The 21,532-nt window shown below is 67.9% G+C and carries 22 protein-coding genes, 3 tRNA genes and 1 pseudogene; 17 read left to right on the top strand and 9 right to left on the bottom strand.

Translation table 11 applies throughout. From position 1 onward, the window contains the following. Positions 1 to 37: 37 nt before the first annotated feature. The 3 genes from ACW9UL_RS03515 to ACW9UL_RS03505 form a co-directional block, all read right to left on the bottom strand. Positions 38 to 1,687, bottom strand: a complete 1,650-nt coding sequence (locus tag ACW9UL_RS03515) for an acyl-CoA dehydrogenase family protein (protein ID WP_457788881.1) — start codon at positions 1,685 to 1,687, stop codon at positions 38 to 40. After that, positions 1,684 to 2,325 (bottom strand): TetR/AcrR family transcriptional regulator, encoded by a 642-nt coding sequence (locus ACW9UL_RS03510; RefSeq protein WP_457788879.1) that lies wholly within the window; start codon positions 2,323 to 2,325, stop codon positions 1,684 to 1,686. The genes ACW9UL_RS03515 and ACW9UL_RS03510 overlap by 4 nt, the downstream gene beginning before the upstream one ends. A gap of 115 nt (positions 2,326 to 2,440) precedes the next feature. Beyond that, on the bottom strand, positions 2,441 to 4,849 hold the full coding sequence (locus ACW9UL_RS03505) for a 7TM diverse intracellular signaling domain-containing protein (protein ID WP_457788878.1): 2,409 nt from the start codon (positions 4,847 to 4,849) through the stop codon (positions 2,441 to 2,443). A 221-nt stretch (positions 4,850 to 5,070) separates the two neighbouring features. Here ACW9UL_RS03505 and ACW9UL_RS03500 point away from each other — a divergent pair, with 221 nt between their 5' ends. From ACW9UL_RS03500 to ACW9UL_RS03480, 5 genes are all read left to right on the top strand, one after another. Next, on the top strand, positions 5,071 to 5,868 hold the full coding sequence (locus ACW9UL_RS03500; RefSeq protein ID WP_457788876.1) for a bifunctional hydroxymethylpyrimidine kinase/phosphomethylpyrimidine kinase: 798 nt from the start codon (positions 5,071 to 5,073) through the stop codon (positions 5,866 to 5,868). Then, entirely contained in the window at positions 5,865 to 6,494 is a 630-nt protein-coding gene (thiE, locus tag ACW9UL_RS03495; RefSeq protein ID WP_457788874.1) for a thiamine phosphate synthase, read from the top strand. Before ACW9UL_RS03500 ends, thiE begins: the two co-directional genes overlap by 4 nt. Positions 6,495 to 6,516: 22 nt before the next feature. After that, positions 6,517 to 7,806: a glutamate-1-semialdehyde 2,1-aminomutase gene (gene hemL / locus ACW9UL_RS03490; RefSeq protein ID WP_457788872.1), complete on the top strand. Its 1,290-nt coding sequence runs from the start codon at positions 6,517 to 6,519 to the stop codon at positions 7,804 to 7,806. After that, positions 7,806 to 8,438 (top strand): DUF6962 family protein, encoded by a 633-nt coding sequence (locus ACW9UL_RS03485; protein WP_457788870.1) that lies wholly within the window; start codon positions 7,806 to 7,808, stop codon positions 8,436 to 8,438. Before hemL ends, ACW9UL_RS03485 begins: the two co-directional genes overlap by 1 nt. 106 nt (positions 8,439 to 8,544) lie before the next feature. Then, on the top strand, positions 8,545 to 9,093 hold the full coding sequence (locus ACW9UL_RS03480) for a tetratricopeptide repeat protein (protein ID WP_021443091.1): 549 nt from the start codon (positions 8,545 to 8,547) through the stop codon (positions 9,091 to 9,093). Positions 9,094 to 9,126: 33 nt separating this feature from the next. Here ACW9UL_RS03480 and ACW9UL_RS03475 read toward each other — a convergent pair whose 3' ends face one another. Continuing rightward, positions 9,127 to 9,450 (bottom strand): DUF1820 family protein, encoded by a 324-nt coding sequence (locus ACW9UL_RS03475; protein WP_021443092.1) that lies wholly within the window; start codon positions 9,448 to 9,450, stop codon positions 9,127 to 9,129. 171 nt (positions 9,451 to 9,621) lie between these two features. Here ACW9UL_RS03475 and miaB point away from each other — a divergent pair, with 171 nt between their 5' ends. From miaB to yacG, 6 genes and pseudogenes are all read left to right on the top strand, one after another. After that, positions 9,622 to 10,965: a tRNA (N6-isopentenyl adenosine(37)-C2)-methylthiotransferase MiaB gene (miaB, locus tag ACW9UL_RS03470; protein ID WP_457788868.1), complete on the top strand. Its 1,344-nt coding sequence runs from the start codon at positions 9,622 to 9,624 to the stop codon at positions 10,963 to 10,965. Positions 10,966 to 11,053: 88 nt separating this feature from the next. Continuing rightward, positions 11,054 to 12,046, top strand: a complete 993-nt coding sequence (locus tag ACW9UL_RS03465; protein WP_457788866.1) for a PhoH family protein — start codon at positions 11,054 to 11,056, stop codon at positions 12,044 to 12,046. Continuing rightward, positions 12,039 to 12,510 (top strand): annotated as a pseudogene (gene ybeY, locus ACW9UL_RS03460) (rRNA maturation RNase YbeY); the annotation flags it as partial. The gene ACW9UL_RS03465 and the pseudogene ybeY, both read left to right, overlap by 8 nt. 15 nt (positions 12,511 to 12,525) lie before the next feature. Beyond that, entirely contained in the window at positions 12,526 to 13,365 is an 840-nt protein-coding gene (locus tag ACW9UL_RS03455; protein WP_021443096.1) for a CorC family transporter, read from the top strand. Between the two features lie 181 nt (positions 13,366 to 13,546). Then, on the top strand, positions 13,547 to 14,155 hold the full coding sequence (gene coaE, locus ACW9UL_RS03450; protein WP_021443097.1) for a dephospho-CoA kinase: 609 nt from the start codon (positions 13,547 to 13,549) through the stop codon (positions 14,153 to 14,155). After that, positions 14,152 to 14,346 carry a DNA gyrase inhibitor YacG gene (yacG, locus tag ACW9UL_RS03445; protein ID WP_457788864.1) on the top strand — a complete coding sequence of 65 codons (195 nt, stop codon included), beginning with the start codon at positions 14,152 to 14,154 and terminating at the stop codon, positions 14,344 to 14,346. The genes coaE and yacG overlap by 4 nt, the downstream gene beginning before the upstream one ends. Before the next feature lie 26 nt (positions 14,347 to 14,372). Here yacG and ACW9UL_RS03440 read toward each other — a convergent pair whose 3' ends face one another. Further along, a complete protein-coding gene (locus ACW9UL_RS03440) occupies positions 14,373 to 14,588 on the bottom strand; it encodes a hypothetical protein (RefSeq protein WP_031302892.1) in 216 nt (71 codons plus the stop codon). Positions 14,589 to 14,669: 81 nt separating this feature from the next. Next, complete coding sequence (locus ACW9UL_RS03435; RefSeq protein WP_021443100.1) at positions 14,670 to 15,359, bottom strand: energy-coupling factor ABC transporter permease; 690 nt, start codon at positions 15,357 to 15,359, stop codon at positions 14,670 to 14,672. A 128-nt stretch (positions 15,360 to 15,487) separates the two neighbouring features. Here ACW9UL_RS03435 and ACW9UL_RS03430 point away from each other — a divergent pair, with 128 nt between their 5' ends. From ACW9UL_RS03430 to ACW9UL_RS03415, 4 genes are all read left to right on the top strand, one after another. Then, the gene (locus tag ACW9UL_RS03430) at positions 15,488 to 16,117 is read left to right on the top strand and encodes a DUF1780 domain-containing protein (RefSeq protein ID WP_021443101.1); all 630 of its coding nucleotides are present in this window, start codon (positions 15,488 to 15,490) and stop codon (positions 16,115 to 16,117) included. Continuing rightward, the gene (locus tag ACW9UL_RS03425; protein WP_457788862.1) at positions 16,114 to 16,644 is read left to right on the top strand and encodes an MOSC domain-containing protein; all 531 of its coding nucleotides are present in this window, start codon (positions 16,114 to 16,116) and stop codon (positions 16,642 to 16,644) included. Before ACW9UL_RS03430 ends, ACW9UL_RS03425 begins: the two co-directional genes overlap by 4 nt. Positions 16,645 to 16,668: 24 nt before the next feature. Further along, positions 16,669 to 16,842 carry a DUF3094 domain-containing protein gene (locus ACW9UL_RS03420; protein ID WP_021445286.1) on the top strand — a complete coding sequence of 58 codons (174 nt, stop codon included), beginning with the start codon at positions 16,669 to 16,671 and terminating at the stop codon, positions 16,840 to 16,842. A gap of 63 nt (positions 16,843 to 16,905) precedes the next feature. Continuing rightward, on the top strand, positions 16,906 to 18,207 hold the full coding sequence (locus ACW9UL_RS03415) for an NAD(P)/FAD-dependent oxidoreductase (protein ID WP_122108961.1): 1,302 nt from the start codon (positions 16,906 to 16,908) through the stop codon (positions 18,205 to 18,207). Between the two features lie 170 nt (positions 18,208 to 18,377). On the opposite strand, the gene ACW9UL_RS03410 is transcribed toward ACW9UL_RS03415, so the two are convergent. The 3 genes from ACW9UL_RS03410 to ACW9UL_RS03400 all read right to left on the bottom strand — a co-directional run bounded on the left by ACW9UL_RS03410 (position 18,378) and on the right by ACW9UL_RS03400 (position 18,620). Continuing rightward, positions 18,378 to 18,453 (bottom strand) — tRNA-Lys (locus ACW9UL_RS03410). A 5-nt stretch (positions 18,454 to 18,458) separates the two neighbouring features. Next, positions 18,459 to 18,535: transfer RNA gene (locus ACW9UL_RS03405), tRNA-Pro, on the bottom strand. Positions 18,536 to 18,544: 9 nt separating this feature from the next. After that, positions 18,545 to 18,620, bottom strand: a tRNA-Asn gene (locus tag ACW9UL_RS03400). Positions 18,621 to 18,827: 207 nt separating this feature from the next. Here ACW9UL_RS03400 and ACW9UL_RS03395 point away from each other — a divergent pair. Both ACW9UL_RS03395 and ACW9UL_RS03390 read left to right on the top strand, forming a co-directional pair. Beyond that, positions 18,828 to 21,149 (top strand): DUF1631 domain-containing protein, encoded by a 2,322-nt coding sequence (locus ACW9UL_RS03395; RefSeq protein WP_457788859.1) that lies wholly within the window; start codon positions 18,828 to 18,830, stop codon positions 21,147 to 21,149. Positions 21,150 to 21,158: 9 nt separating this feature from the next. Further along, a complete protein-coding gene (locus ACW9UL_RS03390) occupies positions 21,159 to 21,491 on the top strand; it encodes a PilZ domain-containing protein (RefSeq protein ID WP_021445294.1) in 333 nt (110 codons plus the stop codon). Positions 21,492 to 21,532 lie beyond the last annotated feature (41 nt).

The raw sequence follows: 21,532 nt of genomic DNA, 5'->3' as shown, positions 1-21,532 counted from the left end.
ATGCGCCGGCTGGATGGCCGGCGCATCCCCCCTTCCCTCAGCCCAGCTGCGGCATGCCGCGCGCCAGCAGTGCCTCGACATCGATGCCGCGCGACAGGGTGCCGTAGACCCGGCCGCGGCCTTCCAGGCGGCTGGCGATAAAGGCGTCGGACACCGTGGCGTTGCCGGCCTCCAGCAGCAACTTGGCCTGCAGGCCGACGGCCACGTCCTCGGTGAGCTGGCGGGCGCGGTACTGGATATCGGCGGTATCCGCAAAGTCGGCCTTCAAGCGCTGGATATGCGCCTTCAGACGGGCATCGCCGTGACCGTCGCCCAACTCGGCGAACAGCGCGTCGAGCACGCCCGGCTCCTTCGACAGGGCACGCAGCACGTCCAGGCACTGCACGTTGCCCGAGCCCTCCCAGATCGAGTTGACCGGCGCTTCGCGATACAGGCGCGGCAGGATGGTTTCCTCGACGTAACCGGCGCCGCCCATGCACTCGCTGGCCTCGTAGATCATCTCCGGCGCGCGTTTGCAGATCCAGTACTTGCCCACGGCGGTGACCAGGCGGGCGAACTTGTCTTCCTGCTCGTCATGCAGGTGATCCAGCGCGCGGCCCATGCGCATGGACAACGCCAGCGCCGCCTCGCTCTCCAGCGCCAGGTCGGCCAGCACGTTCTGCATCAGCGGCTGGTCGGCGAGCAGCTTGCCGCCGACCTGGCGGTGCGCACAGTGGTGCGCGGCCTGGGTCAGCGCCTGGCGCATCAGGCTGCTGGAGCCGACCATGCAGTCGAAGCGGGTCATGGCCACCATCTCGATGATGGTCGGCACGCCGCGCCCCTCCTCGCCGAGCATCCAGGCGAAGGCGCCGCGGTATTCCACCTCGCTGGAGGCGTTGGCCCAGTTGCCCAGCTTGTTCTTCAGGCGCTGGATGTAGAACTGGTTGCGCGTGCCGTCCGGGCGGTGGCGCGGCAACAGGAAGCAGGAGAGGCCCTTGTCGGTCTGCGCCAGGGTGAGGAAGGCATCGCACATCGGCGCCGAGCAGAACCACTTGTGCCCGACCAGCTCGTAGGCCTGCCCCGGCCCGCCGATACCGACCGGGTAGGCGCGGGTGGTGTTGGCGCGCACGTCGGTGCCGCCCTGTTTCTCGGTCATGGCCATGCCGATGGTGACGCCGCTCTTCTGCTCCATCGGCAGGTTGCGCGGGTCGTACTGGCTGGAGAGGATCTTCGGCAACCACTGCTCGGCCACGTTCGGCTGCAGGCGGATGGCCGGCACGGCGGCGAAGGTCATGGTCAGCGGGCAGCCGCTGGCGGCCTCGGCCTGGCTGTGCAGGTAGGTCAGCCCGGCGCGGGCGACATGGGCGCCGGCGCGCGGGTCCGTCCAGGGCAGCGAGGGCAGGCCGTGCTCGACCGCGATGCGCATCAGCTCGTGGTAGGCCGGATGAAATTCCACCAGGTCGATGCGGTTGCCGTAGCGGTCATGGCTCTTGAACACCGGCTTGTTCTCGTTGGCGAGGAAACCGGCCTGCATCAGCGCCCCGCCAGCCAGCGCGCCGTAGGCGTGCAGCTTGTCCTCGGCCCAGCCGCCAGCGAAGCGCCGGGTCCACTCCTGCAGCGGCAGGTCGAGGCGATAGAGGTTGGCGCCGTCCAGGCTCGGCACCTGGTTGAACACCTCGTGGGTTTCGGCATGCAGGCTGGGTTTCATCGCGGCAGTTCCTCGGCGCCGACGGCGCGCAGGCAGAAGGTGACCAGGCTGGCGCTGACGTCGGCCAGCTCCAGGGCGGGGTGGCCCGCCGCACGGGCGGCGCGGGCCGGGGGAGAGAGCGGACCGACCAGGGCCTCGGCGATGGCGCCGACCAGGCAGGCGGCGACCAGGCCGACCTGCTCGAGGCGAAATTCGCCGCGGCGCACGCCCTCCTCGAGCAGGTCGGTAAAGAGTTCGGCGTAGGCCTCGCGGTACAGCAGGCGCTGCTCGTCCACCTCGGGGTCGACCGGCTCGGCGATCAGGGCGAAGGCCAGGCGGCGGCTGTGCCAGGCGCGCGCGGCGAACTGTTCGAGGCCGGCGCGCAGGCGCTGCGGCGCGCTGCCCGGCGCGCGCAGGGTGGCGGCCAGGGCATCGACCTCGCGCTGGCTGGCGTCGGCGAACACCTCGGCGGCCAGTTCGCCCTTGCTGCGAAAATGCCGGTACAGGCTGCCGGTGGCGATGCCGACGTCCTCGGCCAGCGCCTGCATGGTCAACGCAGCGAAGCCGCCATCGACCACCCGCTGCAGGGCACAGACGAGGATGCGTTGACGCAACGCCTGATCGCGGTCGATCCGCGCTTCGCTGGGACGGTAGGCCATGGTCTGAATCCCGATTCACATGGCATCAGTGAATCAGGATTCAGACCATGGCTAAAGCGACGTTCCGGCCAAAACTGCGGCCGAACGGGCGTCAGAATGCAAGGCGCCAGCAGGTTCAGGACGAGCTGGTGGTCAGCGAAGGGCTCGCCGGGCGGCACAGCACCCAGTCGTGCAGCAGCACGCGCAGCTCGTCGAACTTCACCGGCTTGGCCAGGTAGTCGCTCATGCCCGCGGCCAGGCAGCGTTCGCGGTCGCCGCTGTGGCTGTGCGCGGTGATCGCCAGCACCGGCAGCTCGGCGCAGCCCGGTAGGGCACGCAGCGCACGGCAGGTGGCAAAGCCGTCCATCACCGGCATCTGGCAGTCGAGCAGTACCGCGTCCACCGTCTCGCTGCGTAGCAGTTCCAGGGCTTCGGCGCCGTTGTCGGCGGTGCGCACGCGGTAGCCGAGCTTGAGCAGCATGCCGCGGGTGACCAGCTGGTTGATCGCGTTGTCCTCGACGATCAGCACGCTGCACTGCTGCGCCAGGCGCTGCAGCGCGCCGCCCGGCGCTCGACCGGGACGCGCGGCCGCCACCGGCGGCTGCAGCGGCAGGGTCAGCGGCACGTCGAGGCGAAAGCGGCTGCCCTGCCCCGGCTGCGACTCGTGGCCGAGGCTACCGCCGAGCAAGTCGACCAGTTGCCGGCAGATCGCCAGGCCGATGCCGAGGCCGCCGTACTTGCGGGTCATCGAGCCGTCGAGCTGCTGGAAACGCCGGTAGAGCAGGCCGTCGTCCGGCTCGAAACCGATGCCGGTGTCGCTCACCAGCACGCTCAGCGGCAGGCAGTCGCCGCCGTTGCCGGCGCGGCCGACCTGCAGGGTCACGCCCCCCTGGCTGGTGAACTTGATGGCATTGTCCAGCAGATAGCCCAAGGCCTGGGCCAGCTTGGCAGCATCGCCTTCGAGGATATCGGGCAGGCTGTCGTCCAGTTCCAGGTCGAAGCGCAGCCCCTTGTCCTGCGCCCGCGGCGCGTACTGCGCGCGCAGGCCGTCGAACAGGCCGCGCAGGCTGAACGGCTCGCGCCGCGGGTAGAGCTTGCCGGCCTGCAGTTCGGTGAGGGCGAGGATGTCGTTGACCATGCGCATCATGTCGCGCGCCGAGCTGGCGGCGGTGCGCTGGTACTGGGCCAGTTCGACGTCCAGGCTGACCGTCTGCATCAGTTCCAGCGAGCCGATCACCCCGTTCATCGGCGTGCGCAGCTCGTGGGTGACTGTGGCGAGGAACTCGTCCTTGAAGCGGTTGCTGTTGGCCAGCTCCTGGTTCAGCGCCTCCAGCTTGCGCCCGGCCTCCTGGAGGATGCGCGTGCGCTCCTCCTTCATCGCGTTGATGCGGTCGGCCAGCGCCAGCGACAGCAGGCCCACTTCCAGCGCCGAGCCGATCTGGCTGGCGTACATGGTGAGAAACACGTTGGGCAGGTAGCCGAGCACCATCAGGGTGTTGATCGCCCCGCCGATCAGGAACGCGCTCCAGGCGATGATGAAGTAGCGCGCCACGCGCATGCCGCGCAGCCAGGCCAGCACCCCGGCACTGAAGATCGCCACGGTGAACAGCAGCGCCAGGTAGGTGGCCAGGCGCAGCGCGGTGGCGTAACTGACGCTCAGCGCCAGGATCATCACCGCGGCGCCGCAGGCCATCATCAGCAGCAGCAGGCGGTCGATCCAGGGGCTATGTTCGCCGGTGTGCAGGAAGCTGCGGGCGAACTGGCAGCCGAACAGCGCCGCCGAGCCGATCAAAAAGGGCGTGGCGGCGTTGGCCCACCAGGGGTTGTCGGGCCAGAAGTACTCGATGCCGGCGCCGTTGACCGACACCTGGTAGAGGCCGAACGAGGCGATATAGAGGATGTAGTAGAGGTAGCTGGTGTCGCGCACGCTGAGGAAGATGAACAGGTTGTACACCAGCATCACCAGCAGCACGCCGTAGATGATGCCGAGCACGTAGATGCGCCCGGGCTGCTCTTCCAGGTAGGCGTTGGGCGCCCACAGGGTCAGCGGCGCCTGGATCGAACCCTGGCTCTCCAGGCGCAGGTAGAGGCGCTGCGGCTGGCCCGGCGCCAGGTTGAGCTCGAACAGGTAGTTGTTCTGCTTGATCTGCCGGCTGACGAAGGGCAAGGCGTCGCCGGTGCGCTGCGCCAGGACGAAGCCGCCGTCGGCATCGGGCAGGTAGAGCTCCAGGTGATCCAGCGGCGGGTAGGCCAGTTCCAGCAGCCAGTTGCGCGCGCCGGTTGCCTGCTGCGGGCGGTACTCCAGGTCCAGGCGCAGCCAGAACACCGAGCGCGAATAGCCGGCGTTGAGCACCGGCTTGTCGTGCCGGCGGAAGCTGTCCTGCAGCGCCGGCGAGGCGATGTCGTCGATGCTGGCATCGCCGCGCACGTCCTCGAACACGTGCATGGCCTGCCCCAGCGACAGGCTGCGGCTGTGTTCGTCGAACACCAGGGCGCTGGCCAGGCCAGGCATCCATATAAAGAGACAGAACAGAAGGTTGCGCATGCGGCCCGGCCAGAACCCGCTACGGCGCACCGGGAGCCGCCCGCTCACCGCTCGCACGCCGCCCTGGGCAGAGTTGTCGATAGCGCGGCACTCTAGCACAGGCACCGCCGCTCGGAAGGCGCAGAAGCCTGATCCAGCCGACAGTTTTTCCATCGCGCGGCACCGCGCCGCAGGCGACCGGGCGGTCTCGCCCGAGCGATTTGGTGGTAAGCTCGGCGGCCATGAACATGACTCATTCCCGCCCCGTAGTGCTCTGCCTGTCCGGCCACGACCCCAGTGGTGGTGCCGGCCTGCAAGCCGATATCGAAGCCCTGCTGGCCCAGGGCTGCCACGCCGCCCCGACGGTAACCGCGCTGACCGTGCAGGACACGGTCGACGTCGCCGATTTCCGTGTGCTCGACCGCGAGTGGGTGCTGGCCCAGGCCCGCGCGGTGATCGCCGACCTGCCGGTGGCCGCCGTCAAGCTGGGCATGCTCGGCTCGACGGAGATGGTCGACACCGTGCTCGAGCTGATGAGCCAGCTGCCCGGCGTGCCGCTGGTCTGCGACCCGGTGCTGCGCGCCGGCGGCGGCGGCGCCCTGGGCAAGGACGAAGTCGGCTACGCAATGCGCGAGCGGCTGTTCGCCGTATCGACCATCGCCACGCCGAACCTGCCGGAAGCGCGCATCCTTGCCGAACTGCCGGACGGCACGGCCGATGAATGCGCCGAGAAGCTGCTGCCCCATATCGAATACCTGCTGATCACCGGCGGCCACGGCGACGAGCGCGAGGTACACAACCGCCTGTATTGCCGCGACGGCAGTCGCCACGACTTCACCTGCCCGCGCCTGCCCGGCAGCTACCACGGTTCCGGCTGCACCCTGGCCAGCACCCTGGCCGGCCGCCTGGCGCTGGGCGAGGAGCTGGTCAGCGCGGTGAAGAGCGCCCTCGACTACACCTGGCGCACCCTGCGCGACGCCGAACAGCCCGGTCGCGGTCAGTACATCCCGCGCCGCCTGCCGCTGGACTTCGCCCAATGACTGCGGCGCTGCGCGGCCTCTACGCCATCACCGACACCCCGCTGCTGGCCGGCGGCAAGCTGCTGCCCTACGCCGAGGCCGCGCTGCGCGGCGGCGCGCGCCTGCTGCAGTACCGCGACAAATCCACCGATGCCGTGCGCCGTTTCGACGAAGCCCAGGCCCTGGCCGAACTCTGCGCCCGCCACGGCGCCACGCTGATCATCAACGACGACCTGGAGCTGGCCGCACGGCTGAACGTCGGCCTGCATCTGGGCCAGAGCGATGGCTCGCTGGCCGCCGCTCGCGCTCGCCTCGGCACTGAATGCGTGATCGGCGACACCTGCCATGCCCAGCTGGAGCTGGCCGAGCGCGCAGTCGCCGAAGGCGCCAGCTACATCGCCTTCGGCCGCTTCTTCAACTCCAACACCAAGCCCGGCGCCCCGGCCGCCACCCTGGAGCTGCTGGACGAGGCGCGCGCGCGCTTTGCCCAGCCCATCGTCGCCATCGGCGGCGTGACCCTGGACAACGCCCCCGGCCTGATCGCCCGCGGCGCCAGCCTGGTCGCGGTGATTCACGCCCTGTTCGCCGCGGACTGCGCCACCGAGGTGGAAGACCGCGCCCGCGCCTTCGCCGCGCTGTTCGACTGATTCGTTTGTAGAGAGACCTGCCATGTCCCGTTCCGAAATTTTGTTCACCAACGCGCAGAAGCACATCCCCGGCGGCGTCAACTCGCCGGTGCGCGCCTTCAAGAGCGTCGGCGGCACCCCGCTGTTCTTCAAGCACGCCGAAGGCGCCTATGTGGTGGACGAAGACGACAAGCGCTACGTCGACTACGTCGGCTCCTGGGGCCCGATGATCCTCGGCCACAGCCACCCCGAGGTGCTCGACTCGGTGCGCCGCCAGCTGCAGCACGGCCTGTCCTACGGTGCGCCGACCGCGCTGGAAACCGAGATGGCCGAGCTGGTCTGCTCGCTGGTGCCGTCGATGGACATGGTGCGCATGGTCAGCTCCGGCACCGAGGCGACCATGAGCGCCATCCGCCTGGCCCGCGGCTATACCGGCCGCGACAGCATCATCAAGTTCGAAGGCTGCTACCACGGCCACTCCGACAGCCTGCTGGTCAAGGCCGGTTCCGGCGCCCTGACCCAGGGCGTACCGAACTCCGCCGGCGTGCCGGCGGCCTTCGCCAAGCACACCCTGACCCTGCCGTTCAACGACATCGACGCCGTGGCCGAGTGCCTGGCGCAGGTCGGCAAGGAAGTCGCGTGCATCATCGTCGAGCCGGTGGCCGGCAACATGAACTGCGTGCCGCCGGCGCCGGGCTTTCTCGAAGGCCTGCGCACGCTGTGCGACCAGCACGGCGTGGTGCTGATCTTCGACGAGGTGATGACCGGTTTCCGCGTCGCCCTCGGCGGTGCCCAGGCGCACTACGGCGTCACCCCGGACCTGACCACCTTCGGCAAGATCATCGGCGGCGGCATGCCGGTCGGCTGCTTCGGCGGCAAGCGTGCGATCATGGAGTGCGTCGCCCCGCTCGGCCCGGTCTACCAGGCCGGCACCCTGTCGGGTAACCCGCTGGCCATGGCCGCCGGCCTGACCACCCTCAAGCTGATCAGCCGCCCGGGCTTCCACACCGAACTCTCCGACTACACCACGCGCATGCTCGACGGCCTGCAGCAGCGGGCCGATGCCGCCGGCATCCCCTTCGTCACCACCCAGGCCGGCGCCATGTTCGGCCTGTACTTCAGCGGCGCCGACGACATCGTCACCTTCGCCGACGTGATGGCCAGCGACGTCGAACGCTTCAAGCGCTTCTTCCACCTGATGCTGGACGGCGGCGTGTACCTGGCGCCCAGCGCCTATGAAGCCGGTTTCACCTCCATCGCCCACGGCGAGGCCGAACTGCAACTGACCCTGGACGCCGCCGAGCGCGCCTTCGCCGAACTGAAAAAAGCCTGATGCAGTTCAGCACCGCGCTCTCCGACGGCGTGCTCGCGCTGGCCTGCCTGGCCTGCGCGCTGGTCATCGGCAAGGCCCGCAAGCACTATGGCGAGGCCGATCAGCCGGCACTGTTCTGCGCCCTGCTGGGTTTCCTGCTGCCGGCCGCGGCGGCAGGCGTCGGCATGCTGCGCTACGGCTTCGACCCCGGCTGGCAGGGCGCGCACCTGTGGCTCTCCCAGGCCAGCAGCTTTCTCGCCCTGCCCCTGCTCGGCGCCGCCGCCCTGGCGCTGGGCCGCGGCTGGGCCTGGAGCCGGCCGAACTGGGGACGCATCGTACTGGGGCTGTGCGCCTTCTTCGAGCTGTTCCGCCAGCTCGGCTACCTGGAGGACTACCGCCTGGCGCTGAACCTGGCCACCCTGGCGCTGATTCTCTACGCCGGCGCCCTGCAGTGGCCGCGGCGCGCGCCGCCGGCCGCCGCCGCGGCAGTGGTCGGACTGTTTCTGCTGGCCGGCCTGGCGGTGGGCACCGAGGGTTTCATCGGCCCGCTGCGCCGCGTCGACCTGTTCCACGGCCTGCTCACCCCGGCCTATCCGCTGCTGGCCTGGCTGCTGCTGAGCCTGCCGGGCAGCGCACGGCAATCGACCGGGTAAAGGTTTTGTAAGAAGCGCGCGGTTTATTTCATAATGCGACGGCCGGCACGCTTTACGCCGGCCGGGCATGTCACCCACCCCGAACCGCCGAGGTCCCGTTATCCAGATGAACCGCACCGGCCGCACCCTGACCCTGGGCTGCCTGTTGCTTTTCCTCCCGCTGTTCGCACACGCCGGCGGCAACTCCCTGTTGATCCCCGCAACCGGCAGCTGCGCCCTCAACGGCGCCCCCGAAGACCTGCCCGAAGCGCTGGCCAGCTGCCAGGAAATGGCCCGCGGTGGCAACGTCCAGGCGGCCTTCGAACTCGGCGAATACCACTACGACGGCAAACGCGCCCCGCGCGACCTCAAGCAGGCGCTGACCTGGTTCGAACGTGCCTCGCTGCAGGGGCATGCCGAGGCGCAGCTGCGCCTGGGCACCATGTTCTTTCGCGGCGAAGGGGTGCCGGCGAACAACGTGCAAGCCTATATCGTGCTGAAGATGGCCTCGGTCAACGGTTCGGACGAGGCCATGGACACCGCCGACCTGGTGTCGGCGCAGATGCGCCGCGACGAGCTGGAGATCGCCAGCCAGGTGCTGGGACAGATCTTCCGCAACTACCTGCTGGAGCTGCAAGCCGCCGAAGGCCGCTCGCCCTTCGCGCCCTTGCCCTGACCCACCCTACTTCCGACTATTCTGCGCAGCCGCTTACTTGTCCGGCATCGGCATGGGAAACGGCATGACGTTGCCGCCGCCCTTGGCTTCGCTGATCTTCGGCGTGCCCAGGCGCTCCACCTCGTCGATGCGGATGATCGCGTGCATCGGCACGAAGCTGCGTACCACGCCGTCGAACTGGGCCTTGAGCTTCTCCTCGCTGGGGTCGACCACCACCTGGGTACGCTCGCCGAAGACGAACTCCTCCACCTCCAGGAAGCCCCACAGATCGCTCTGGAAGATCTGCTTGGCGTACATCTCGTACACCTGGCCCTGGTTGAGGAAGATCACCTTGTAGATGGGGTCGCGCTTGCTCATGAAGACTCGAAGTCAGGAAAAACAGGGGCAAGCAGAATAGCACAGCGCACAAGGCTAGCCTGGATGAAATCTGGGCCATGCAATGCTTGAGGCTTGCGGCAGCTCTTGTAGCCTGATGCCCGCCGCTCCCCTATAATGCGCGGTCATTTTTTAACCAGCCCAGACAGTGCCATGACCAAGAAGCTCTATATCGAAACCCACGGTTGCCAGATGAACGAGTACGACAGCTCGCGCATGGTCGACCTGCTGGGCGAGCATCAGGCCCTGGAGGTCACGGAAAAACCCGAAGAAGCCGACGTCATCCTGCTCAATACCTGCTCGATCCGCGAAAAAGCCCAGGACAAGGTGTTCTCCCAGCTCGGTCGCTGGCGCGAGCTGAAGTTGGCCAACCCGGATCTGGTGATCGGCGTCGGCGGCTGCGTGGCCAGCCAGGAAGGTGCGGCGATCCGCGACCGCGCGCCCTACGTCGACGTGGTGTTCGGCCCGCAGACCCTGCATCGCCTGCCGGAAATGATCGACGCCGCACGCAGCACCAAGACCGCCCAGGTCGACATCAGCTTCCCCGAGATCGAGAAGTTCGACCGCCTGCCCGAACCGCGCGTCGACGGCCCCAGCGCCTTCGTCTCGGTGATGGAAGGCTGCAGCAAGTACTGCACCTTCTGCGTGGTGCCCTACACCCGCGGCGAGGAGGTCAGCCGGCCGCTGGCCGACGTGCTGCTGGAGATCACCCAGCTCGCCGACAAGGGCGTCAAGGAAGTCACCCTGCTCGGCCAGAACGTCAACGGCTACCGCGGCGCCGCGCCGGACGGGCGCATCGTCGACTTCGCCGAGCTGCTGCACGCGGTGGCGGCGCTCGACGGCATCGAGCGCATCCGCTACACCACCAGCCACCCGCTGGAATTCTCCGACGCCATCATCCAGGCTCACGCCGAGATCCCGCAGCTGGTCAAATACCTGCACCTGCCGGTGCAGTCCGGCTCCGACCGCATCCTCGCGGCGATGAAGCGCAACCACACGGCGCTGGAATACAAGTCGCGCATCCGCAAGCTGCGCGCGGCGGTGCCGGACATCCTGATCAGCTCGGACTTTATCGTCGGCTTCCCCGGCGAGACCGAGAAGGACTTCGAGCAGACCATGAAGCTGATCGACGACGTCGGCTTCGACTTCTCCTTCTCCTTCATCTACAGCGCGCGCCCCGGCACGCCGGCGGCCGACCTGATCGACGACACTGCGGACGAGGTGAAGAAGCAGCGCCTGGCCATCCTCCAGCACCGCATCAACCAGTACGGCTTCGAGAACAGCCGACGAATGGTCGGCAGCGTGCAGCGCATCCTGGTCAGCGACTACTCGAAGAAGGACCCGGGCATGCTCCAGGGCCGCACCGAGCAGAACCGCATCGTCAACTTCCGTTGCGACAATCCGCGGCTGATCGGCCAGTTCGTCGAGGTGCATATCGACGACGCCCTGCCCCACTCCCTGCGCGGCACCCTGCTCGACGGGCAGAGCCGCCACTAAAGCAGTAGCCGCCCGCGCTTTGCGTCTTGGGCGGGCGGCGTTATGCTTCGATTCACTACCCCAGCCGACTGGCGGCCATCACACGACCTTGAACGCTCCCCTAGAACCCCATCGTTTCGTCCTCGAACCCTTCGAGGCACGCCGTTTCGCCAACCTCTGCGGCCAGTTCGACGAACACCTGCGCCTGATCGAAGAACGCCTCGGCCTGGAAATCCGCAACCGCGGCAACCAGTTCGAGCTGCTCGGCAGCGCCGACAAGGCCCAGGCCGCCGAGCAACTGCTGCGCCGCCTGTACCGCGAGACCAAGGCCAACGAACTGTCGCCCGACCTGGTGCACCTGTACCTGCAGGAATCCGGCGTCGAGGAGCTGGTCAACCCCAGCAGCGCGCCGCAGGTCAGCCTGCGCACGCGCAAGGGGGCGATCAAGCCGCGCGGCGCCAACCAGCAGCGCTACGTCAAGGCCATCCTCGACCACGACATCAACTTCGGCATCGGCCCGGCCGGCACCGGCAAGACCTATTTGGCCGTGGCCTGCGCGGTGGACGCCCTCGAGCGCGAGCAGGTGCGACGCATCCTGCTGGTGCGCCCGGCGGTGGAAGCCGGCGAGAAGCTCGGCTTCCTGCCCGGCGACCTGGCGCAGAAGATCGACCCCTACCTGCGCCCGCTGTACGACGCGCTGTACGAGATGCTCGGCTTCGAACAGGTGGCCAAGCTGATCGAGAAGCAGGTGATCGAGGTCGCGCCGCTGGCCTATATGCGCGGCCGCACCCTGAACAACAGCTTCATCATCCTCGACGAGAGCCAGAACACCACGGTCGAGCAGATGAAGATGTTCCTCACCCGCATCGGTTTCGGTTCCACCGCAGTGATCACCGGCGATATCACCCAGGTCGACCTGCCGCGCGGCACCAAGAGCGGCCTGACCCACGTGATCGACGTGCTGCGCGACGTGCCGGGCATCAGCTTCACCCACTTCAAGCCCAAGGACGTGGTGCGCCACCCCCTGGTGCAACGCATAGTCGAGGCCTACGAGCGCCACGACAACCGCCTGCACGGCAAGGTCGAGGACGGCGATGCTTGAACTGGACCTGCAACTGGCCAGTGACGGCCAGCACCCCGACGAAGCCCAGCTGCGTCACTGGTGCGAACTGGCCCTGCGCCAGCGCACCGCCGACTCCGAACTGACCATCCGCCTGGTCGACGAAGCCGAAGGCCGCGAGCTGAACCGCACCTGGCGGCACAAGGACTACGCCACCAACGTGCTGTCCTTCCCCGCCGAGATTCCTGACGGGATTCTCGATATCCCGCTGCTGGGCGACCTGGTGATCTGCGTGCCGGTGCTCGAGCGCGAGGCCGCCGAGCAAGGCAAGACGCTGGAAGCGCACTGGGCCCACCTGGTGATCCACGGCTGCCTGCACCTGCTGGGCTACGACCATCTCGAGGAAGACGAAGCCCTCGAAATGGAACAACTGGAACGACAATTGCTCGCCGAACTGGGTCATCCCGACCCTTATGCCGGCGACGAATAACCCTCCTGACAAGGAACCCCGAGTAAACGCCATGAGCGAAGACCGATCGAGCAACGAGCAGAAGTCCTGGTTGAACAAACTGACCCAGGCTTTTGCTCATGAGCCGAAAAACCGCCAGGAACTGCTGGAAGTCCTGCGCGAAGCCCACCAGAACAAGCTGCTCGACAGCGAGGCCCTGGCCATTGTCGAGGGCGCCATCCAGGTCGCCGACCTGCAGGTACGCGACATCATGGTGCCGCGCTCGCAGATGATCAGCATCAAAGCCAGCCAGACGCCGCGCGAATTCCTCCCCGCCATCATCGACGCCGCCCACTCGCGCTACCCGGTGATCGGCGAGAGCCTCGACGACGTCATCGGCATCCTCCTGGCCAAGGACCTGCTGCCGCTGATCCTCTCGGGCGAGCAGCCCAGCTTCAATATCAAGGACCTGCTGCGCCCGGCCACCTTCGTGCCCGAGTCCAAGCGCCTCAACGTGCTGCTGCGCGAGTTCCGCGCCAACCACAACCACATGGCCGTGGTGATCGACGAGTACGGCGGCGTCGCCGGCCTGGTGACCATCGAGGACGTGCTCGAGCAGATAGTCGGCGACATCGAGGACGAGCACGACGTCGAGGAAGACGGCTATATCAAGCCGCTGCCGTCCGGCGACTTCCTGATCAAGGCGCTGACGCCGATCGACAGCTTCAACGAGACCTTCGACAGCGAGTTCTCCGACGACGAGTACGACACCGTCGGCGGCCTGGTGATGAACGCCTTCGGCCACCTGCCCAAGCGCAACGAGGTCACCGAGATCGGCGAATTCCGCTTCCGCGTGCTCAACGCCGACAGCCGCCGCATCCACCTGCTGCGCCTGACCCCGGTCAATCGCTGAGCCGGCGCAGCCCGTGGCCCGGATTGGCCGCCGGCGTAATCCGGGGGATTGCCCCCGGATGCATCCGGGCCACGCCGCGCCTCGATCGCCATAGCGGCCGCGCACTGGCGGATTGTTCGCTTCGCTGCCGAATCCACCCTACAATCGCGGCCTTGAGCAGCAACGGGACCGCAACCTCGCTATGAAACCCTGGATTCTCGGCCTGACCGGCGGCATCGGCAGCGGCAAGAGCGCGGTGGCGCAAGGCTTTATCGAGCGCGGCGTGCACCTGGTGGACGCCGACCATGCCGCACGCTGGGTGGTCGAACCCGGTCGCCCGGCGCTGAGCAAGATAGTCGAGCATTTCGGCGCCGGCGTGCTGCAGGCCGACGGCCAACTGGACCGCGCCGCCCTGCGCCGACTGGTGTTCGCCGACCCCGAACAGCGCCGCTGGCTGGAAGCGCTGCTGCATCCGCTGATCGGCCAGGAGATCGTCCAGGTGCTGGCGCGCGCCGAGTCGCCCTACGCCATCCTAGTGTCGCCGCTGCTGGTCGAATCCGGCCAGCAGCGCCTGACCCAGCGCGTGCTGGTGGTCGATACCCCGGTGGAGCTTCAGGTGCAGCGCACCATCGCCCGCGACCAGAGCAGCGAGGAGCAGGTGCGCGCGATTCTCCAGGCCCAGGCCAGCCGCGAGGAACGCCTGCGCCACGCTGACGACGTGCTGCTCAACGACCGCGACCTGGCCTGGCTGGATGCCGAGGTCGAACGCCTGCACACCTTCTACCTGACCCTGCGCGGAGGCCAGCCATGACCACCACAGTGCAATGCCCCACCTGCGGTGCGCCCGTCGAGTGGAAAACCGAAAATACCTGCCGCCCGTTCTGCAGCGAACGCTGCAAGCTGATCGACCTCGGCGCCTGGGCCGCCGAGGAGCACGCCATTCCCGGCGACCACCTGGAAGACGAACTGTTTAGCGGCGAGCTGCCGACCCGCCCGCACTAAGCAGCAGGCCCTGCGCCCAGCGCTCTTCAGGGCCGCATAAAGGCGTAATCGCGCTCGTCGTCGAGGTTGTCGGCGAGAAACTGCAGCTCGTGCGCCAGCTCCTGCGCATCGCGCAGCCCCCTGTTCTGCTCGACGACCTCCGCCAGCAGCGCGCGCAACGCCAGCAAGCGGTCGAAGCCCTGCGCCTCGGCGCCCTGCAGATCCGCCTCCAGGGCGATTCGGGCCCAACTGTGAATGCTCATGCGCGACTCCTCGATGGTTTGCTCCAGCATGGCGCGAAACCACGGCGCGGCATTGATCCGGATCAAGCGGCGCAGACGGATTCACTCGTCGCGCTCGTCCTCCTTCCACGGTGCCTGCAGGTAGCGACTGCGATTGAAGGTCTCCAGCCAGTCCGGGTAGAACACCACCAGCGCGGTGACCACGGTGCCGTTGATAAAGGCCTCGGGAAACATCACCAGCCACAGGTAGCCGGCGAAGTCGTCCAGCCAGGGCGGCATGGGGAACAGGCCGTCCAGCCACAGCAGGCCGAGACCGCCGAGCAGGGTCAGCAGGGTGGCCAGCGCCGCCGGGAAGAAACCGCAGAAGAAGATGTAGACGAACAGATTGCGCGGCTGCGCGCGCTCCACCCGCAGCGCGCACAGTTCGGTGACCAGCACCGGGATCAGCACCAGCAGCACGCCGTTGACGCCAAGCGCGGCCAGGTCCTGGCGGCCGATGGCGAGCAGGCCGAGTTGTGCCGCCAGGCCGGCCAGCACCGCCAGTGGCCAGTCCAGCAGCAGGGTCACCGCGGTCATGCCGATGAAGTGGTAGGACAACCCCGAGTCGAAATCGCGGCGCACCAGCCACAGCAGGAACAGCCCGAGCATGGTGCCGAACAGCAGATGCTGGCGGCGCAGGTCGCTGCACAGCTCCAGCCAGGGGGCCCGCCAGACGGCCCAGAGCAGCGCCGGCAGGTAGATCAGCCAGCCGGCCGCCAGGGTGGTGCCCGCCAGCAACTCCGCCGCGATCATGCCGCCGCCCCGCTTTCGTCGTCTCCGCGCATGCCATCCTCCGCTCGCTGCCGGGCAGTCTACACCGGCCGCTGGCGGCGGACGACTCGCGCTGGCAAGCCCCCCCGGCGCGGGGCTAAGCTAGGTTCATGGACGACTCCGATTACCTGCGTCTACTCACGCACCAAGCCGAACAAGCCAACGCCTTTCTCTCCAACGCCAAGAAGTGGGAGCGCGAGCGCTGGGTCTGCCAGCGCCTGCTGCAGGCGCTGAACGTCGCCCAGCGCAACGAGGATTTCAGCCCCAGCGGGCAGGAGCCGCCGGACGTGCTGTTTCGCGACGCCAACTTCGAGGTGTTCTTCGTCCTCGACGAGGGCCGCCGCCTCAACGACGAATGGCGCGCCGAGCTGGAACGCCGGCGCAGCGCCTTCTCCCTCAGCCAGCTGGTGCGCCGCGAAGCCCGCCCCAAGCGCATCCCCGCCAGCGAGCTGCAGGCGCGCCTGGCGCCCACCCTGCGCAAGAAGGCGCACAACTACCGCGAGCGCGGCATCGACCTGGGGGAACTGGACCTGATCGCCTTCGTCAGCCTCAAGCGCGCCGCGCTGGACTGCAACAGCCACTTCCCGCCACCCACCGAATACCTGCGCCAGGGCTGGCGCTCGCTGTCGCTGGTCGGCCCGCGTTTCGCCCGCGTGCTGTTCGCCCACCCGGACGCCCCGGATTTCCTGCGCCAGAACCTCGGCCGCAGCCTGCTGTTCGACATCGGAATCAGCCTGTGAGGTCGCTGCAGGAGCTGCTCGCCGAGGTGCCGCAGGTCGGCCGGGTACGCTGGATAGGCGTGCGCCCTGCCGCGCGCGCCGCCATGCTCGAGGTCGAGGCCGTGCAGGCCCGCCGCGAAGCCGGGCTGACCGGAGATCACAGCCGCCCGGGGCCGCGCAACGCGCGCCAGGTGACGCTGATCCAGTGGGAACACCTGGCGGTGATCGCCGCCCTGCTCGGCCACCAGGCGCCGCTGCCGCCCAGCGAGCTGCGGCGCAATATCGCCGTCGCCGGCATCAACCTGTTCAGCCTCAAGGGTCGGCGCTTTCGCATCGGCCAAGCGCTGCTGGAAACCACCGGCTGGTGCCAACCCTGCGCCAGGCTGGAGCAGCGCCTCGGCCGCGGCACCTTCCAGGCCATGCGCGGCCACGGCGGCATTACCGCGCGGGTGCTGGAAGGCGGCATCATCCGCCTGGACGATAGCGTGCAGGTGCTTGACCAGCCGGACAACGAGGCTCGCCAAGCCTGGCGGGCAAGCCTAGAATAGTCGCATTCGAGCAGAGGCCTCCCGATGACCAGCCGCCTGAGCCCCGACGACCAGCAAAAGGTCGATCACTACCTAAGTGCGCCGCAACACCAGGTCGAGCGCCAGCCCTTCCGGGTCTGGCGCCTGCTGGCCATCATCCTCTGCGTGGTCGTCGGCCTCGGCCTGCTGAGCCGCTTCCTGAGTCGGTTGGTGCTATGAGCTGCCTCGCGCTCGCCCGATCGGACTCGCACCGTCTTTTTCAAAGCCTTGTGAGCATCATCCATGTCCCATCGCATCGTGATTGTCGGCGGCGGCGCCGGCGGTTTGGAGCTGGCCACCCGTCTGGGTAGAAAACTCGGCAAGAGCGGCGCGGCCCGCATCGTTCTGGTCGACGCCAATCTCACCCATATCTGGAAGCCCCTGCTGCACGAAGTGGCCGCCGGCTCGCTGAATTCCTCGGAAGACGAGCTGAACTACGTGGCCCAGGCCAAGTGGAACAGTTTCGAGTTCCAGCTCGGCCGCATGAGCGGCCTGAATCGGGCTGCCAAGACCATCACCCTGGCACCGACCCTGGACGACGACGGCCAGGTGCTGATGCCCGAGCGGCAGATCGCCTACGACAGCCTGGTGCTCGCCGTCGGCAGCACCACCAACGACTTCGGCACCCCCGGCGCGGCCGAGCACTGCCTGTTCCTCGACACCCGCGAGCAGGCCGAGCGCTTCCACCGGCGCATGCTCAGCCACTACCTGCGCGCCCACGCCAACGAGGGCGAGGACGGTGCGCAGATCAACATCGCCATAGTCGGCGCCGGCGCCACCGGCGTCGAACTGGCGGCCGAGCTGCACCATGCGGCGCAGCAGCTGGCGGCCTATGGGCTCAACCGCATCCGCCCGGAAAACATGCGCATCACCCTGATCGAGGCCGGCCCGCGGGTGCTGCCGGCACTGCCCGAGCGCATCGCCCGGCCGGTGCACCAGACCCTGGAAAAGCTCGGCGTCACCGTGCTCACCGGCGCCGCCGTCAGCGAGGTGCGCGCCGAGGGGCTGCAGACCGCCGACGGCAATTTCATCCCGGCCAGCCTCAAGGTCTGGGCCGCCGGCATCCGCGCCCCGGGCTTCCTCAAGGAGCTCGACGGCCTGGAGAGCAACCGCATCAACCAGCTGCAGGTGCGCCCGACCCTGCAGACCACCCTGGACGACGACGTGTTCGCCTTCGGCGACTGCGCCGCCTGCCCGCAGCCGGGCAGCGACGGCCGCAACGTGCCGCCGCGCGCCCAGGCCGCGCACCAGCAGGCCTCGCTGCTGGCCAAGTCGCTGCGCCTGAAGATCAGCGGCCAGCCGCTGCCGGAGTACCGCTACCGCGACTACGGCTCACTGATCTCGCTGTCGAGCTTCTCCGCGGTGGGCAACCTGATGGGCAACCTGACCGGCAGCGTGATGCTGGAAGGCTGGCTGGCGCGGGTGTTCTACGTGTCGCTCTACCGCATGCACCAGATGGCCCTGTACGGCCCGCTGCGCACCCTACTGCTGATGCTCAGCGACCGCATCGGCCGCAGCACCGAGCCGCGCCTGAAGCTGCACTGAAAACGGCCGCCATGCGGCCTTCCGATGCCCCTCTCCCGCCGGGAGAGGGGCGACCAGCACGCAGCCCGGATGAAATCCGGGGCAGGTATTCAGCGGCGAGAATGCCCCGCTGCAAAAGCCGACACGCAGAAACGACGAAGCCCGCACAAGGCGGGCTTCGTCGTTCTATATGGTGGGTCGTGTAGGATTCGAACCTACGACCAATTGGTTAAAAGCCAACTGCTCTACCAACTGAGCTAACGACCCAAATATGGTCGGGGTAGGGGGATTCGAACTCCCGACATCTTGCTCCCAAAGCAAGCGCGCTACCGGACTGCGCTATACCCCGTCTGGAATTTGGCTCCGCGACCTGGACTCGAACCAGGGACCCAATGATTAACAGTCATTTGCTCTACCGACTGAGCTATCGCGGAACTTCGGTATTCCATCTCTTCGGCGTTTCGGCTATTTGCTTTCCCGCTTCAGAGGCGCGCCATTTTACGTCGCAAAACTTCCCTGTCAACCCCCGCAAACTGCTTTTACGACAATGCTTTGCAGCGCGGCGATGGACTACTATATGTTTCATCGAACTGCGGCCCGACGCAGGACGCGCCAGCCGACGACTCCAGCCAGGACAGTCCATGAGCAACCAGGACACGCCCCCGATCAAGCCCAGCGTGGCGACGCTCGCCAGCCGCGGCATCCAGCCGCGCTTCGGCGAGCTGGTGCAGAGCTGCCGCAAGCTGGTGATGAATCGCCTGGCGGAGCACCTGAGCGGCGTGTTCGGCCAGGTCGACGACACCCTGTTCGAGTGCGCGGAAAAAGCCGAGAACAACAAGGTGCAGACCCTGTTCTTCGACAGCATGCGCGAGATTCGCCGCCAGCGGCCGCAGATCGAACGCAGCTACCACCAGAAGATCGCGCACAACTTCTCCGATTTCCTCGAAGGCAAGCTGCAGAACCAGGCGCCGGTCGAGCTCGACCCCGAGCAACTGGCCCTGGTGCAGAACGAGGACTACGAGGAAAGCCTGCAGGTGACCAACATGGTCAGCCGGGTCAAGGCGCGCTGCACCCAGCAACTATTCGCCCTGGAGCAGCGCCTGGCGCTGCTCAACAACGGCCAGAAGCTCGGCGAGGACAGCAACCCCTTCGGCCCACAGGCCATCGCCCAGGCCTTCCGCGAAGCCCTGGCGCCCTGCCCCTTCCCGCTGCAGATCAAGACCATCCTCTACATGCTCTTCGATCGCCACGTGATGCAGAGCCTGGATGCCCTGTACAACGCGCTCAACCAGCGCCTGATCGACGCCGGCGTGCTGCCCAACCTCAAGTACAGCGCCCAGCTCAACCCCAGCGTCAGCCGCCCGGAGCCGAACAAGGCCGAAACGACCCCCGAGCACCAGGCGCCCGCCCAGGGCCCGCCTGGCGCCCCGGCGGCCGAACCGGCGCTGCTCGACCTGGACCTCAGCGCGCCACCACCGAGCGACCCCACGGCGCTGTTCAGCGGCCTGTCCAGCCTGCTCGGCGAACACCGCCAGAGCCATCCGGACGAACCGCTGCTGGGCGGCACACGCAGTATCGTCAGCTTCTCGCCGCGCGGTGCCAGCCGCACCTACAGCGCCAACGAGCTGCTCGCCGCGCTCAACCGCATGCAGCAGCAGTCGGCCCACGACCTGGCCCAGCGCCTGCAGCGGCCGCAGCAGGTGGAAGGGCTCAAGGCCGACCTGCAGCAGCAACTGGAGGCGCACAGCAGTCTGCCCGGCGACAGCAAGGTGTCCGACCAGGAAGCCGACGTGATCGACCTGGTGGGCATGCTGTTCGACTTCATCCTCGATGACGAGAACCTGCCGGACAGCTGCAAGACCGCGCTGTCGCACCTGCACACGCCCTACCTGAAGATCGCCCTGCAGGACAAGGCGCTGTTCACCCAGCACCACCACCCGGCGCGCCGCCTGCTCAACGCCATGGCCCAGGCCGGCGTGCTCTACGGCAACGAGGGCGACGAACGTGGCCTGCTGGCGAAGATGCAGTGGGTGGTCGAACGGGTGATCCACGGCTTCAGCGGCGACCTGGCGCTGTTCGACAGCCTGATCGACGAGTTCAACGAGTACGTCGAGACCCTGCGCCACAAGGTGGAGCTGCGCGAGCGCCGCGCGGTCGAGGCGGCCAAGGGTCGCGACCGCCTGCTCGGCGCCCGCGAACAGGCGCTGGAAGTGATCCAGCGCAGCGTCGCCAAGCGCGACCTGCCGGCGATCATCCGCAACTTCCTCGAGTTGACCTGGGCCGACGTGCTGGTCTTCGTCCTGCTGCGCCACGGCGACGCCAGCGCGGAATGGCGGCGCCACTGCGAGGTCGCCGAGCAGCTGGCCTGGAGCGGCGTGCCGCTGGGCGAGGCCGACCTGCACCGCCTGCAGGAGCTGCGCGTGCCGCTGCTCAGCGACCTGCGCAAGGGCCTGGAACTGCTCGGCGGCTATCACGAGGACGGCATCCGTCGTCTGCTGCAGGATCTGGTGGCCTGCCAGCACGCGGTGCAGGCCAAGCAGCCGCAGCTGGCCGCCCAACTCAAGCCGAGCCTGCCGGAGAGCCCGCTCGGCGCTATGCTCGGCGAGGACGCCGACCTCGCCCGTCAGGCGCCGCCGCGCACCAAGCTGTCGGCGCGCGCCCAAGCGCTGGCCAAGGAACTGGCCAGCATCGAGTTCGGCACCTGGTTCGAGTTCGTCAACGGCGAGCAGAGCCGCGTGCTCAAGCTGTCCTGGTTCAGCCCCACCACCCACAACTACATGTTCGTCGACAACAGCGGCCAGCGCGTGGCGATCAAACCCCTGACCCTGCTGGCCAGCGAGATGGAACAGGGCCTGGCCCGCATCGTCGCCCCCGAACGCGCGGCACCGCTGATGGATCGCGCCCTGACTGCCATCTACCGTGTGCTGCAGCGCTTTACCGGGCGCACGGCCGAACCCCGCTGAGGAATTTCCATGGAAGAGCGTCGCCAACACAGCCGCCATGGCACCGAGTTGCAGCTGGAGGTCTTCGACCTGAACAGCGGCCAGCGCCTGGGCCGCATCGTCGACCTGTCCGCCGACGGCTTCATGCTGTTCAGCGACACCCCGCACACCGCGGACGCGGTGCTGCAATGTCGCCTGGTGTGCAGCGCCGGCACGCAGGTTCTGCCGGAGGTGCGCCTGGGCGCCGACTGCCTGTGGAGCCGCCCCGGCGCCGACGGCCAGCACTGCTGGGCGGGCTTTCATATCATCGACCTGGCCGAAGATCAGGCCAGAGCGCTGGAAATCCTGCTGGCCAGGCTCTGACCCCCATCTCCCAGGGCAACCGGTGCGCACGGCAGCCTGGG

This window comes from Pseudomonas sp. PL-6, from assembly GCF_054110165.1.
Note: the sequence above shows the minus strand (reverse complement) of the source record. Positions and strands in the feature narration are given on the sequence as shown.

Bases quoted from the DNA above. Each gene is read 5' to 3' on its own strand.
- ACW9UL_RS03420 (WP_021445286.1), top strand. From the start codon at position 16,669: ATGACCAGCCGCCTGAGCCCCGACGACCAGCAAAAGGTCGATCACTAC.
- ACW9UL_RS03475 (WP_021443092.1), bottom strand. From the start codon at position 9,450: ATGAGCAAGCGCGACCCCATCTACAAGGTGATCTTCCTCAACCAGGGC.
- ACW9UL_RS03515 (WP_457788881.1), bottom strand. From the start codon at position 1,687: ATGAAACCCAGCCTGCATGCCGAAACCCACGAGGTGTTCAACCAGGTG.
- hemL (WP_457788872.1), top strand. From the start codon at position 6,517: ATGTCCCGTTCCGAAATTTTGTTCACCAACGCGCAGAAGCACATCCCC.
- ACW9UL_RS03480 (WP_021443091.1), top strand. From the start codon at position 8,545: ATGAACCGCACCGGCCGCACCCTGACCCTGGGCTGCCTGTTGCTTTTC.
- ACW9UL_RS03510 (WP_457788879.1), bottom strand. From the start codon at position 2,325: ATGGCCTACCGTCCCAGCGAAGCGCGGATCGACCGCGATCAGGCGTTG.
- ACW9UL_RS03390 (WP_021445294.1), top strand. From the start codon at position 21,159: ATGGAAGAGCGTCGCCAACACAGCCGCCATGGCACCGAGTTGCAGCTG.
- ACW9UL_RS03440 (WP_031302892.1), bottom strand. From the start codon at position 14,588: ATGAGCATTCACAGTTGGGCCCGAATCGCCCTGGAGGCGGATCTGCAG.
- ACW9UL_RS03485 (WP_457788870.1), top strand. From the start codon at position 7,806: ATGCAGTTCAGCACCGCGCTCTCCGACGGCGTGCTCGCGCTGGCCTGC.
- ACW9UL_RS03505 (WP_457788878.1), bottom strand. From the start codon at position 4,849: ATGCGCAACCTTCTGTTCTGTCTCTTTATATGGATGCCTGGCCTGGCC.
- miaB (WP_457788868.1), top strand. From the start codon at position 9,622: ATGACCAAGAAGCTCTATATCGAAACCCACGGTTGCCAGATGAACGAG.
- yacG (WP_457788864.1), top strand. From the start codon at position 14,152: ATGACCACCACAGTGCAATGCCCCACCTGCGGTGCGCCCGTCGAGTGG.
- ACW9UL_RS03415 (WP_122108961.1), top strand. From the start codon at position 16,906: ATGTCCCATCGCATCGTGATTGTCGGCGGCGGCGCCGGCGGTTTGGAG.
- thiE (WP_457788874.1), top strand. From the start codon at position 5,865: ATGACTGCGGCGCTGCGCGGCCTCTACGCCATCACCGACACCCCGCTG.
- coaE (WP_021443097.1), top strand. From the start codon at position 13,547: ATGAAACCCTGGATTCTCGGCCTGACCGGCGGCATCGGCAGCGGCAAG.
- ACW9UL_RS03395 (WP_457788859.1), top strand. From the start codon at position 18,828: ATGAGCAACCAGGACACGCCCCCGATCAAGCCCAGCGTGGCGACGCTC.
- ACW9UL_RS03500 (WP_457788876.1), top strand. From the start codon at position 5,071: ATGAACATGACTCATTCCCGCCCCGTAGTGCTCTGCCTGTCCGGCCAC.
- ACW9UL_RS03455 (WP_021443096.1), top strand. From the start codon at position 12,526: ATGAGCGAAGACCGATCGAGCAACGAGCAGAAGTCCTGGTTGAACAAA.
- ACW9UL_RS03430 (WP_021443101.1), top strand. From the start codon at position 15,488: ATGGACGACTCCGATTACCTGCGTCTACTCACGCACCAAGCCGAACAA.
- ACW9UL_RS03435 (WP_021443100.1), bottom strand. From the start codon at position 15,359: ATGATCGCGGCGGAGTTGCTGGCGGGCACCACCCTGGCGGCCGGCTGG.